Below are 13,274 nucleotides of genomic sequence, written 5' to 3'. Positions count from 1 at the left end.
AGCGTGATGCTGAAAGAGGCGGGCATCCTTTTTGCCATAACCCTGATAGCGGGGCTGGTCCTGGGGCTGGTCAACGAGCTGACCAGGGACCGCATCCGCATCCAGCAGGAGAAGGCGGTGCAGGAGGCCTGTGCTGCCGTGTTCCAGACAGCGGCCTCCTTCGAGGAGATGGAATATGAGCCGGACGAGGCACTGAGCCAGGAGCTCGGCGCTGACGGGGTAAAGATAGGCAGCGTCTACCGGGCCCTTGGCAGCGACGGAAATCCCCTGGGCGTGGTGGTGGAGTCCACCTCCACCGAAGGCTACGGCGGCAATATCGTGCTGTACCTGGGGGTCACCAACGAGGGTGTGCTGAATGACATCTCCATCCTGGAGATTTCCGAGACGCCGGGGCTGGGGATGCTGGCGCCGGAGGAGCTGGTGCCCCAGTTCCATGAGAAGAATGTGGACAGCTTCGCCTACACCAAGACAGGCGCATCGGCTGAAAACGAGATAGACGCCATCGCCGGCGCTACCATAACCACGAAAGCCGTCACCAACGCGGTGAACGGAGGGCTTAAGGCGGCGCAGGCTCTGACGGAGGGAGGTGCCTCTAATGAATAATGCAGGTGAGAGGCTTTACAACGGCCTGGTCAAAGAAAATCCCACCTTTGTGCTGATGCTGGGCATGTGCCCTACATTGGCCGTGACCACCTCGGCCATGAACGGTCTGGGGATGGGTCTTACTACTATGGTAGTATTGGCGCTGAGCAATCTGATCATCTCGCTGCTGCGGGGCATCATCCCGGGCCGGGTGCGGATTCCGGCGTTCATCGTCATCATCGCCTCCTTCGTGACGGCGGTGCAGCTGCTCCTGCAGGCCTATATCCCGGCCCTGAACAAGTCCCTGGGCGTGTACATACCGCTGATCGTGGTGAACTGCATCATCCTGGGGCGGGCGGAGAGCTACGCCTACTCGAACCCTGCGATTCCCTCTCTGTTCGATGGAATCGGCATGGGGCTGGGCTTCACCTTTGCCCTGACCTGCATCGGCGCGGTGAGGGAGCTTTTGGGAGCCGGGGAGATCTTCGGGTTGGCGCTGATGCCGGATTCCTTTGTGCCCATCCGCATCTTCGGGCAGGCGCCGGGGGCATTCTTCGTGCTGGCCGCTTTGGTGGCCCTGCAGAATTATGTCAAGGATGCCCGGAAGAAGGCAGGGAAGAGCTATGAGAAGATTGGTTCCGGGTGCAGCGAGGACTGCATGAACTGTTCCGAGAAGGGCTGCACGAAGCGCTTCTACGGTGAGGACGGGACGAGAAAGGCTGCGGAGCCGGATAAGGAGGAGAGATAAATGGGAATGGAGAACGTGAAAGAGCTGCTTGTCATTTTGATCGGCTCCTCTCTGGTGAGCAATGTGGTGCTCAGCCAGTTCCTGGGGCTCTGCCCCTTCCTGGGCGTGTCCCGCAAGACCAACACGGCGGCGGGCATGGGGGCGGCAGTCATCTTCGTCATTACCCTGGCCAGCGCGGTGGCGGGCGCGATCTACCGGTTCGTGCTGGTGAGGTTCCATGTGGAATACCTGGAGACCATCGTGTTCATCCTGGTCATCGCCGCGCTGGTGCAGTTCGTGGAGATGTTCCTGAAAAAGGCCATGCCCTCGCTCTATGAGGCGCTGGGGGTCTACCTCCCCCTGATCACCACCAACTGCGCGGTGCTGGGCGTGGCGATCACCAATGTGCAGAAGGAGTACGGGATACTCACCGGCATCGTCAACGGCTTCGCCACCGCGGTGGGCTTCACCATCGCCATCGTGATTCTGGCGGGGCTCCGGGAGAAGCTGGAGTACAATGACATCCCCAAGTCCTTTCGGGGCATGCCAACGGTGCTGCTGACGGCAGGGCTGATGGCCATTGCTTTCTGTGGGTTTTCGGGGTTGTTGTAGAATAAAAACAGCAATGATTCGTCCGGTGCCTGGGTACTGGGCGAATCATTGCGGGACTGGAATAAAAAACAGCAATGATTCGTGCAGTGCCCCAGAGGAATTACGGACGCGCCCTCTGCGGCCGGAAGTCCTCTGAGAGTGCTTGGGTACTGGGCGAATCATTGCGGGACTGGAATAAGAACTGGAATAAGGAGACGTGCGATGAGCGTGACTGGTATTTTGACCGCCACTGCCGTGGTAGGCGTGGTAGGTATCTTCGTGGGGCTCTTCCTGGGGGCAGCGGGGATCAAGTTCAGAGTAGAGGTAGATGAAAAAGAGGAAGCCGTGCTGGCGGCGCTTCCGGGTAACAACTGCGGAGGCTGCGGCTATGCGGGCTGCAGCGGCCTGGCCGCGGCCATAGCCAAGGGGGAGGCCCCCGTGAACGCCTGTCCCGTGGGCGGGGCCCCCGTGGGGGAGAAGATTGCAGCCATCATGGGCGTGGAGGCAGGGGCCTCGGAGAGAAAGGTGGCCTTCGTGGCCTGCATGGGGGACTGCGACAAGTCCAAACAGGACTATGATTACTATGGGGCGCAGGACTGCCGGATGATGGGCTTCGTGCCCGGCGGCGGGCCCAAATCCTGCAACAGCGGCTGCCTGGGCTATGGCTCCTGTGTAAAGGCCTGCCCTTTTGACGCCATACGTGTAGTAAACGGCGTGGCAGTGGTGGACAGGGAAAAGTGTAAGGCCTGCGGGAAGTGCGTGGAGGCCTGCCCCAAGCATCTGATTTCCCTGATTCCCTATGACGCGAAATATGTGGTGGCCTGCAGCTCTAAGGACAAGGGGCCCGTGACCATGAAGGCCTGCGAGGTGGGCTGCATCGGCTGTGGACTGTGTGCAAGGAACTGCCCCAGCCAGGCGGTAGAGGTGAAGGACTTCCATGCCGCGATCGATCAGGAGAAGTGCACCGGGTGCGGAGCCTGTGCGGAGAAATGCCCCAAGAAGTGCATCCTGCCGAGAACGTGAAGCGGCGGAGCCGGACATGTTCTTGGAGGAAGTCGTGTTTTTGAAGAAGAAAGGAGGCGAGGACTGTGAAGATGCCGGAGGATTTTGACGATCGCTCCAGCCTGGCGCCCACGGTGGTTATGTCCATTCTGGCGGTGACCGCTTTTGTGGCGCTGATCCTGGTGGCCATGCTGTTCCTGAACCAGAAGCCGAAGAACAGTGCGGCGTCCAGGGGCTCCCAGCAGGCAAATTCCGTGCAGGCAGCACAGGAGGCCGCGTCCCCCGTGATTTTATACCCTGAGACGGACGAACTGGTGGGCGGAAGCGAGCTGCATCCGGATGATTTCGACTTCTGGGACATGTATCCCGAGGAGACGGAGACGCCGCAGCCCACGGAGGAGCCGGAGGAGACGACAGCGCCGGAGGACGATCCGTCCACGGACGGTAAGCACACGCTGGTGCAGTATGCGGACGGGAAGGAGGAGTGGGTCCTGATCAGCCCCTACCTGCCCAAACATGACTATGATTTCACGAAGCTGGTGTGCCAGTCGGATCTGATGAAGTATTATGAGAACGGCAAGCAGGTGTCCTATACCGGGGTGGATATTTCCAAGTTCCAGGATTATGTGGATTTCGTGAAGGTGAAGAAGGCCGGGATAGACTTTGTCATGATCCGGCTGGGGGCGAGAGGCTATGGCACGGGACAATTGATTCTGGACGAGTATTTCCAGGACAACATCAAACGGGCCACGGACGCGGGCCTTCAGGTGGGGGTCTATTTCTACTCCCAGGCCATCTCCGAGGCCGAGGCCATAGAGGAGGCGAACATGGTGCTGGAGAACCTGGGGGAGTACACCGTCAGCTATCCGGTGGCCTATGACATGGAGCGGGTGGAGAACGACACCGCCAGGACGGACATCCTGACCAGGGACGAAAAGACCGCTATAGCGAAGGCTTTCATGGACACCATTGCCGCCGCGGGCTACAAGACCATGCTCTACGGCAACAAGGAGTGGCTGATCAAGGAAATCGACATGTCGAAGCTGACGGCCTACGATGTGTGGCTGTCCCAGGCGGCGGACATTCCGGACTATCCGTACCGGTTCTCCATGTGGCAGTACAGCTATGAGGGCTTCGTGGACGGCATCACGGGATATGTGGACATGAACATCAGTTTTGTCAATTACGCGGAGAAATAAATCCGCCCGGGAGGACTTCCCGGCCTTTCTCAAGTCATTTTTCATAAAAAAGAGTGAAAATGCCTGTACGATAGATCTATTTCTGAGAGTTGTCTCATATATTGATATATCGGACAGGCATTTCAGAATCAATATCAACTTGAGAAAGGGATTGAAGGGATGTATAAGAGAGCGTTAAGTCTTCTGGTGCTGGGAAGTTTTCTGTTCATGGCCAGTTTCCTGTGCGTAAAGAGCATAGACAGGATACAAGTATGCTCCGAGCCAGTGCAGATGCTGAAGCTGGAACTGGAGCAGCTGGAGGAAAAGGCCAAGGCCATGGAGGAGCGGGCGATCCTGGAGGTCAGGCAGGACCCCGGGAACCCGGAGAAGGGGCTTGGGATTCTGGACATTGCCGTGTCCGGGCAGCGGGTGGTGGACTATGGGATGATAGAACACACGCTTGCCTACGACCTGCCGGACGAGGAGCTGGACGCTCTGCTCCGCATCGTGGAGGCGGAGGCCGGGAACGAGGACGAGGACGGGAAGCTTTTGGTGGCCAATGTGGTGCTGAACCGGATGAACTCGGAGCTGTTCCCGGACACGGTGTCCGGGGTGGTGCTGCAGAGGGAGAAGGGCATATCCCAGTTCTCCCCGGTGGCCAACGGGAGCTTCTACAGGGTGAAAGTCAGCGAGGAGACGATCAGCGCCGTGGGCCGGGCCCTGATGGGGGAGGACATCTCCCAGGGCGCGCTGTATTTCGCGGCGCGGAAGTACGCGGACAGCGGGAAGATGAAGTGGTTCGACGAGAACCTTACATACCTCTTTGTGCATGGGGGGCATGAGTTCTTTCGGTGACGGCATTTAAAATATTAAGATAATTGTATTTATTTGATTGCATTTGCTTTCAAAAGAATGTATAATGGTGACATCAAGGAACGGCATCATAATAGTATCGCGGAAGGAGATGGCACTATGGCAAATTCATTGGTACAGTTCCGTACAGACGATGCAACGCGGAACGAAGCGGCTGACATCTGCGAGCGCCTGGGAATCGATTTGCCCACATACATGCGGATGTGCATTGCAAGGCTGATTCAGGAAAACGGTATACCTTTCAGCATGAAGCTTGAGAAGAAAACCGGGAACCGTGCGGTAGACGCTATGAAAGCCGCCAGCCGCATTGCGGAAGAAAATGGGATATCCGACATGTCATTGGAGGAAATCAACGCGGAAATCGCGGAAGCGAGGAAGTAGGGCAATGTATGAAATATTACGCAGTCATTGATACAAATGTACTTGTTTCCGCAATGCTGAAATGGAATTCCATACCGGGCCATGTCATGGAGCTGGTGTTTGAAGGGCCGATTGTCCCTCTGCTGGACGAGCGCATTGTAAAGGAGTATCGAGAGGTGCTCGCACGTCCCAAATTCCATCTTACGGAGGATATCATTGAGGATGTACTGGAAAATATCGAAAGAAATGGAATTTATGTGGACGCAAAGCCCCTTGATGTTGAACTGCCTGATTCAAAGGACATGATGTTCTACGAGGTGGTCATGGAGGAGCGCAGTATGCCGTCCCGCGCGAGGGGAGAGGCAGCGTGTGCAGAAAATTCATATCTTGTGACGGGAAATATAAAGCACTTTCCAGTGGAACGGTTTATCGTTACGCCAAGGGAGATGATGGATATCATCCTTGCCGACACTGAAGGTGGAAACCGGGTAATAAATTAAGGACAGCATCTGTCAGGAACGGCAGGTGCTTTTTGTATATGTCTGAAATTTTGTGCAGATAGGACTGGAAATGAGCGGGAAAAAATGCTATACTACATAACGCCAGAATGTACTGTACTGCACTGGCTAAACGTATATGGCTGGCGTTATGTAGTCAGGTTGCTGGGAAATTTTAACTGTTAAGCAGTATGTATCAGGGAAGATGGAAACAGAGAGAAGCGGATAGGAACAGACAGAAAAAAGCGTTGAAAAGGAAAGGATAAGGCGGGCAAAAGCTTATGGAAGTGTTATATAACAGCACGCGCAGCAGGGGAATTTCGATAAAGGCCTCCCAGGCGATATTACAGGGGCTTTCGGAGGACGGGGGGCTCTTCGTGCCGGACCATATCCCGGCCCTGGACAGGAGCCTGGAGGAGCTGGCGCAGATGGACTATCGTCAGGTGGCCATAGAAGTGATGAAGCTGTACCTGACGGATTTTACGGAAGAAGAGCTGAAGGGCTGCATCGAAAAAGCCTATGACGGGAAATTCGATACGGAGCGCATCGCGCCGCTGCGGGAGGCGGGAGGCGCGTATTATCTGGAGCTGTTCCACGGCCCTACCATCGCCTTTAAGGATATGGCGCTGTCCATCCTGCCCCATCTGATGATTGCGGCGGCGCGGAAAAACAAGGTGAAAAACGAGATCGTCATCCTCACCGCCACCTCCGGGGATACCGGCAAGGCGGCTCTGGCAGGTTTCGCCGGCGTGGAGGGCACGCGTATCGTAGTGTTCTATCCCAAGGACGGGGTCAGCGCCATCCAGGAGAAGCAGATGGTGACCCAGAAGGGGGAGAACACTTTGGTGGTGGGCATCCGCGGCAATTTCGACGACGCCCAGACCGGCGTGAAGCGGATTTTTGCAGACAAGGAGCTGGCGAAGGAGATGGAGGGAAAGGGCTTCCAGTTCTCCTCGGCGAACTCCATCAATATCGGCAGACTGGTTCCTCAGATATGTTATTACGTATATGCCTACGGTACGCTGTTGAGAGAGGGAAAGATTGCGGCGGGCGAGGCAATCAACGTGGTGGTGCCCACAGGAAATTTCGGCAATATCCTTGCCGCGTTCTATGCCAAGAACATGGGCCTGCCCATCGGGAAGCTGATCTGCGCTTCCAATGAGAACAAGGTGCTCTATGATTTCTTCCGCACAGGGGACTACGACAGGAACCGTGAGTTCGTGCTGACCAGCTCCCCGTCCATGGACATCCTGATTTCCAGCAACTTGGAGCGGCTGGTCTACCTCTCTGCCGGAAATGACGCGGACAGGAACCGGGCGTTCATGGAGTCGCTTGGCGGACAGGGAAGATATGAGATTACGGAGGACATGAAGGCGGCGCTTTCGGACTTTTATGGGAACTATGCCACAGAAAAAGAAGCGGCGGCGGAAATCCGCAGGCTCTACCAGGACTGCGGCTATGTCATCGACACCCACACGGCTGTGGCCTCCGGGGTGTACCGGAAATACGTGCAGGAGACAGGCGACATGGCAAAAGCCGTCATCGCCTCTACGGCCAGCCCCTATAAGTTTACCAGAAGCGTCATGGGCGCCATCGGCAGAGCGGACGGGGCGAAAGACGACTTCGAATTGGTGGATGAGCTGGCGAGGCTCTCCGGCGTGAAGGTGCCCCGGGCGGTGGAGGAAATCCGCACAGCGCCTGTCCTCCACGAGAAGCAGTGCGAGACAGCGCAGATGAAGGATGTGGTGAAAGAGTTCCTGGGAATATATACTGCGCATCGGTTGAATTTGCAGTGCGCCCAGACTGCAGACCGCCAGCCAGGTACTTTCCCGGGGACACCGCTGTAAATCCTGGCGGTCTGCGGTATAATCGGAAGTCAGGAGGCAACAGTGAAGAAAAGATGCCTGTTTTTAGGCTGTGCGTTTCTGTTGGGCCTGACGGCTCCCAATCAGTCCGCTTTGGCGCAGGATCGGTATGAACAGGAGCGGACGGAAGTGGAAAATCTGCTCAGAGAATATTATGAGGCGTGCTCGGAGGGGGACTGGGAGCGGGCCGGGACTCTGATTGCCATGGAAAACCCTTATGCGGAAAAGACATTGGGGAAATGGGCAAAGGAATGCGGCTTGGAGCGGTATGATATCATTCGGACGGACGCTTATCATCTTGAGACGGGCGACTGCTGGCTGGTCTGGGTGGAATACGATATGGCCGTGGAAGACATGGAGGCCGCCATACCGGGGGCCACGACCTATGTGCTCTGCAAGGGAAAAAACGGATGGGAGGATTGCACCGGCTCGGAATCCGCGGCTCTGGAGGATGAGGTCACGCAGGTCGCCTGGACGGATGAGTACATGGGCAGGATGGTGGACGTGGAGAGTCGGTATCTTGAAGTTCTTGAAAACCATCCTGAACTGGCGGAATGGGCCGATGCTCTGGCGGATTTGCTGAAACGCCGCAGGATGGAAGAGGCGGAGCAGGGAGAGGCTGACGCATCGGAGCGCTATATCGTGCAGGACGGCGACTGCCTGTGGAACATTGCTGAGGAGAAGCTTGGCAGGGGATCGGACTGGACAATTCTCTATGAGGAAAACAGGGATGCCATAGGACACGATCCGAATCTGGTTCGGACAGGGACAGAACTGATGATTACATACCAATAATACAGGAATCTATACTGCTTAACGATTTCACTTGCCGTGAAATCAGACTGCATAACGCTGACCGGTTCAATCGCATGATCGCATTAGGCAGTATTCAGCGTTATGCAGTATATTTTGGAGGAACGAAATGACGATAGAAGAAATGCTGGGCAAAGTTGACCACACACAGCTGAAGGCCTTCGCCACCTGGGAGGACATCAGGAAGCTCTGCGACGAGGCGGTGAAGTACCACACGGCCAGCGTATGCGTGCCGCCCTCCTATGTGAAGCGGATCCATGAGACCTACGGAGAGCAAATCAATATCTGCACGGTAGTAGGATTCCCGCTGGGCTACAGCGTCACGGAAGCCAAGCTGGCGGAGACCCGCAAGGCCCTGGAAGAAGGCTGCGGTGAAATCGACATGGTGGTCAATATCGGCGATGTGAAGAATGGGGATTTCGATAAGGTAGAGACGGAAATCCGCACTCTGAAAGAGGCCTGCGGGGAGCATGTGCTGAAGGTCATCATAGAGACCTGCTACCTTACGGAAGAAGAGAAGATTGCCCTGTGCAGAGCCGTCACCAACGCCGGGGCGGACTACATCAAGACATCCACTGGCTTCGGCACAGGCGGGGCCGCAAAGGAGGACGTGGAGCTGTTCAGAAAGCATATCGGCCCCGATGTGAAAATCAAAGCGGCAGGCGGCGTCTCCACCCTGGAGGATCTGGAGATGTTCCTCCGACTGGGCTGCGACCGGGTAGGCACCTCCAGGGCTGTAGGCCTGTACCGACAGAAAGAACATGCGGAATGAGGCAACGAGGCAGGTAGATAGCGGCGATGCCGATTCGGGAAGGATTCAGGCTGGCAGGCAATGCGTTGTTGAAAGCCGCAGTGATTCTGCCTGGCATACTCGATTTATACTGCTTAACGATTTCACTTGCCGTGAAACCAGACTGCATAACGCTGACTGGTTCATTCGCATGATTACATTAGGCGGCATTCAGCGTTATGCAGTATAATCATGGTAGTTACACAGGTTTGTTTTCGACCGGAATGAAGAGAAACAGGATAAAGAAAGGCGGTAAAAAAACATGGAGAACACAGTCATCCAGGGCAGATTGGCTGCCCTGCGGAAAGCGATGAAGGAGGCGGGAATCGACTACTACATGATTCCCACGGCGGACTTCCACAATTCCGAGTACGTGAACGACTATTTCAAGGTGAGGGAGTACTTCTGCGGTTTCACAGGCTCCAACGGCACTCTGGTGGTGTGGCAGGAGGGCGCGGGCCTTTGGACGGACGGACGGTACTTCATCCAGGCGGAGCGGGAGTTATCTGGCACCACGGTAGAGCTGTTCCGCATGCGTGAGGAGGGCGTCCCCACCATCACGGAATTCCTGCAGAAGAACATGCAGAAGAGCCAGACCCTGGGCTTCGACGGCAGAGTGATTTCAGCCCAGACAGGCAAAGAATACGAGGAGAAGCTGGCCGACAAGCAGATTTCCATCGCCTACGCAAAGGATCTGGCCGAGGGCATCTGGACGGACAGGCCGGCGTTCCCGGCGGGCAAGGTCACCGTTCTGGACGAGCAGGTGGCAGGCAGGAGCTTCGAGGAGAAGCGCGGCGACGTGATGGAGAAGCTGGAGAAGGAAAACGCGGACGCATTCCTCCTGACCAAGCTGGACGACCTGATGTGGCTCTTCAATATCAGGGGCTGCGACGTGGAGTGCAATCCCGTGGCCATGTCCTACGGCTATCTGACGAAGGAGCGCAGCGTGCTGTTCATCCAGAAAAGCGTGCTGGACGACGGGGTGAGGGCATATCTGGACAAAAAGGGCATAGAGGTAGAAGGCTACGAAGATGTAGTGGAATTCCTGCGAGGCCTTTCCCCGAAGGGCAAGACCTTGGTGGACGTGCGCCACTGCAGCTATGCACTGTACAAGACCCTGGCCCAGAAGCAGAAGCCGGTGGAGAAGAAGAACCCCACGGAGCTCCTGAAAGCCATCAAGAATCCCGTGGAGCTGGCCAACATGGAGAAAATGTACTTAAAGGACAGCCTGGCCCTGACCAGGTTCATCTACTGGCTGAAGAAGAACATCGGAAAGATGGAGATTACCGAGATCACCGCCGCGGACAAGCTGGAGGAGTTCCGCAGGGAGATTCCCGAGTGCCTGGGGCTGTCCTTCCCCACCATCGGCGGCTACAAGGCCAACGCGGCCATGATGCACTACGAGGCCACACCGGAGAGCTTTGCCGTTCTGAAGCCGGAGGGGCTGTTCCTGGTGGACTCCGGCGGCCAGTATCTGGGGGCTACCACGGACGTGACAAGGACGATCGTTCTGGGGCCCATCTCCGATGAAATCAGGCAGCATTATACCGTGGTGGCGGCAGGGATGCTGCAGATGACCAATGCCAGATGGCTCCACGGGTGCACGGGACGGAACCTGGACATCCTGGCCCGCCAGCCCGTGTGGAACATAGGCATGGACTATAAGTGCGGCACCGGCCACGGCGTGGGCTATATCCTGAACGTGCACGAGGGGCCTCAGGGGCTTTCCTGGCAGTATGCGGAGGGGCGGCCGGAGGCTGTGATCGAGGAGGGCATGGACATCACCAATGAGCCCGGCATCTATGTGGAGGGCAGCCACGGCATCCGGATCGAGAATGTGATGGTGGCGAAGAATGACGTGAAGAACGAGTACGGCCAGTTCATGCACTTCGAGACCCTCACCTGGGTCCCCATCGACATGGAGGCCATCGACGAGAAGTACATGACCGAGACCCAGAGGGCCTATCTGTACAAGTACCAGCGGGAGGTCTACGAGAAGCTCTCCCCCTACCTGGACGACGAGGAGAAGGCATGGCTGCTGCGGGAGACCCGGGCGGACGGGACATTCTTCCTGAAGAACTGAATAAGCGGACAGGTTTATTAAATCGTTATAAAATATACTTCGCTTTCTTGACTTTTGAAACCAGTTTTGAGATAATAAAAAGGATAAAGGAACCAATCACCTCCCGGCTCTGCCGGGAGAGTAGGAAATACCATTTTAAGGAGGACGATACCAATGTCAACAAAAGCGTATTACCCCATTTCTGAGATCGGCGCAGGCAAGCCCGGTTTCAGCAAGACACGTTCCATCATCGAGGGCGCTTTCTACGGCAACAACGTAGTAAAGGTGAACACCCTGAAGGAAGCATATGAGATGGCAAAGAATTCTCCCGGTACCATCGTTACCGATATGCCGGTATACCGTGCAGAGGAGATCGGTCTGGAGAGAGACGCGAAGGTGCTGCTGTTCAATGACGGCGCCGTGACAGGCCGTTATGCACAGGCCCGCCGCATCAAGGGCGAGCCCGGCGTGGATGCCGTGAAGCTCGACAAGGTGGTCATGGATGCCATCTACAAGACCCGCTGGAAGACCCTGTACCATGCGGAGTGCTACATCGGACTGGATCCCGAGTTCATGGCGAAGGCCCATCTGTTGATTCCGGAAGGGGAGGAGAACCTGCTCTACAACTGGATGCTGAACTTCCAGTACATGTCCGACAAGTACGTTGCCATGTACAAGGAGTCCCAGCCCATCGGCGGCGGCAAGGAGCCGGATATCTATATCTTCTCCGATCCCCAGTGGGCACCTACCCCCAGCCCCGACGTGGACTACAGCTGCTTGAGCGACGACCTGACCCTGTGCTACTTCGACACCAACCAGAACTGTGCCGCTATCCTGGGCATGAAGTACTTCGGCGAGCACAAGAAGGGCACATTGACCATGGCCTGGGCCCTGGCCAACAGGAACGGCTACGCTTCCTGCCACGGCGGACAGAAGGAGTATCTGCTGGCTGACGGCAGCAAGTTCGTTGCTTCCGTATACGGCCTGTCAGGATCCGGCAAGTCCACCCTGACCCATGCGAAGCACGGCGGCAAGTACGAGATTAAGGTGCTGCATGACGATGCTTTCATCATCAACACCGACACCTGCTCTTCTGTAGCCCTGGAGCCTACCTACTTCGACAAGACGGCCGATTATCCCACAGGCTGCCCTGACAACACCTTCCTGCTCACCGCCCAGAACTGCTCCGCTACCCTGGACGAGGACGGCAAGGTGCAGCTGGTCACCGAGGACATCCGGAACGGCAACGGCCGCGCCATCAAGTCCAAGCTCTGGAGCCCCAACCGCGTGGACAAGATCGACGCTCCCGTGAACGCCATCTTCTGGATCATGAAGGATCCCACCATCCCGCCCGTAGTGAAGCTCAAGGGCGCTGCGCTGGCATCCGTCATGGGCGCTACTTTGGCCACCAAGACATCCACCGCAGAGCGCGTGGCTGCAGGCACGGACATGAACGCCCTGCGCATCGTTCCCTATGCCAACCCCTTCAGGACCTATCCTCTGGTGAACGACTATGAGAAGTTCAAGAAGCTGGTTGAGGAGAAGAACGTAGACTGCTACATCATCAACACCGGCGACTTCATGGGCAAGAAGGTGAAGCCCGCCGATACCCTCGGCATCCTGGAGTCCATCGTGGAGAAGAAGGCCAGCTTCAAGCAGTGGGGGCCTTTCGGGGATATCGAGATCATGGATTGGGAAGGCTTCACGCCCGACCTTGGCGACAAGGAGTATGTGAAGGCCCTGCAGGGCGCTATGCAGAACCGTGTGGACGCTGTGGAAGGCTTCGCTACCAAGAAGGAAGGCTACGACAAGCTGCCTGACGAGGCTCTGGCCGCCCTGAAGAAGATCGTGGACGAGGCTGCAAGCCTGTAATCATGAGTATACTGCATAACGCTGAATGCTGCCTAATGTAATCATGTGAATGAACCTGTCAG

General features: G+C 56.6%; 13 protein-coding genes. All 13 read left to right on the top strand.

Annotation, left to right across the window (positions count from 1 at the left end):
- Positions 1-603 (top strand): RnfABCDGE type electron transport complex subunit G (locus Q2B33_RS17860; protein ID WP_300914135.1); only part of this gene is annotated, 603 nt, incomplete at its 5' end.
- Positions 596-1,330: an electron transport complex subunit RsxE gene (gene rsxE, locus Q2B33_RS17855; protein ID WP_296459324.1), complete on the top strand. Its 735-nt coding sequence runs from the start codon at positions 596-598 to the stop codon at positions 1,328-1,330. The genes Q2B33_RS17860 and rsxE, both read left to right, overlap by 8 nt.
- 15 nt (positions 1,331-1,345) lie before the next feature.
- Complete coding sequence (locus Q2B33_RS17850) at positions 1,346-1,921, top strand: RnfABCDGE type electron transport complex subunit A (protein ID WP_300568071.1); 576 nt, start codon at positions 1,346-1,348, stop codon at positions 1,919-1,921.
- A gap of 201 nt (positions 1,922-2,122) precedes the next feature.
- Complete coding sequence (locus Q2B33_RS17845) at positions 2,123-2,923, top strand: RnfABCDGE type electron transport complex subunit B (protein ID WP_296476355.1); 801 nt, start codon at positions 2,123-2,125, stop codon at positions 2,921-2,923.
- Positions 2,924-2,994: 71 nt separating this feature from the next.
- On the top strand, positions 2,995-4,101 hold the full coding sequence (locus tag Q2B33_RS17840) for a glycoside hydrolase family 25 protein (RefSeq protein ID WP_296476374.1): 1,107 nt from the start codon (positions 2,995-2,997) through the stop codon (positions 4,099-4,101).
- A 159-nt stretch (positions 4,102-4,260) separates the two neighbouring features.
- On the top strand, positions 4,261-4,935 hold the full coding sequence (locus Q2B33_RS17835; protein WP_300567956.1) for a cell wall hydrolase: 675 nt from the start codon (positions 4,261-4,263) through the stop codon (positions 4,933-4,935).
- 117 nt (positions 4,936-5,052) lie between these two features.
- The gene (locus Q2B33_RS17830) at positions 5,053-5,334 is read left to right on the top strand and encodes a type II toxin-antitoxin system RelB/DinJ family antitoxin (RefSeq protein ID WP_296459333.1); all 282 of its coding nucleotides are present in this window, start codon (positions 5,053-5,055) and stop codon (positions 5,332-5,334) included.
- 8 nt (positions 5,335-5,342) lie between these two features.
- Positions 5,343-5,813, top strand: coding sequence for a putative toxin-antitoxin system toxin component, PIN family (locus Q2B33_RS17825; protein WP_300567960.1), 471 nt, complete (start codon positions 5,343-5,345; stop codon positions 5,811-5,813).
- A 278-nt stretch (positions 5,814-6,091) separates the two neighbouring features.
- On the top strand, positions 6,092-7,657 hold the full coding sequence (gene thrC, locus Q2B33_RS17820; protein ID WP_300567963.1) for a threonine synthase: 1,566 nt from the start codon (positions 6,092-6,094) through the stop codon (positions 7,655-7,657).
- Positions 7,658-7,699: 42 nt separating this feature from the next.
- Complete coding sequence (locus tag Q2B33_RS17815; RefSeq protein ID WP_300567966.1) at positions 7,700-8,470, top strand: LysM peptidoglycan-binding domain-containing protein; 771 nt, start codon at positions 7,700-7,702, stop codon at positions 8,468-8,470.
- 127 nt (positions 8,471-8,597) lie between these two features.
- Positions 8,598-9,260, top strand: a complete 663-nt coding sequence (gene deoC, locus Q2B33_RS17810; RefSeq protein WP_296476347.1) for a deoxyribose-phosphate aldolase — start codon at positions 8,598-8,600, stop codon at positions 9,258-9,260.
- A 280-nt stretch (positions 9,261-9,540) separates the two neighbouring features.
- Positions 9,541-11,361, top strand: coding sequence for an aminopeptidase P family protein (locus tag Q2B33_RS17805; RefSeq protein ID WP_300567970.1), 1,821 nt, complete (start codon positions 9,541-9,543; stop codon positions 11,359-11,361).
- A 153-nt stretch (positions 11,362-11,514) separates the two neighbouring features.
- Positions 11,515-13,212 (top strand): phosphoenolpyruvate carboxykinase (ATP), encoded by a 1,698-nt coding sequence (locus Q2B33_RS17800; RefSeq protein WP_300567973.1) that lies wholly within the window; start codon positions 11,515-11,517, stop codon positions 13,210-13,212.
- Positions 13,213-13,274: the final 62 nt, after the last annotated feature.

It is taken from the genome of uncultured Acetatifactor sp. (assembly GCF_948601915.1).
GTDB lineage: Bacteria > Bacillota > Clostridia > Lachnospirales > Lachnospiraceae > Acetatifactor.
Note: the sequence above shows the minus strand (reverse complement) of the source record. Positions and strands in the feature narration are given on the sequence as shown.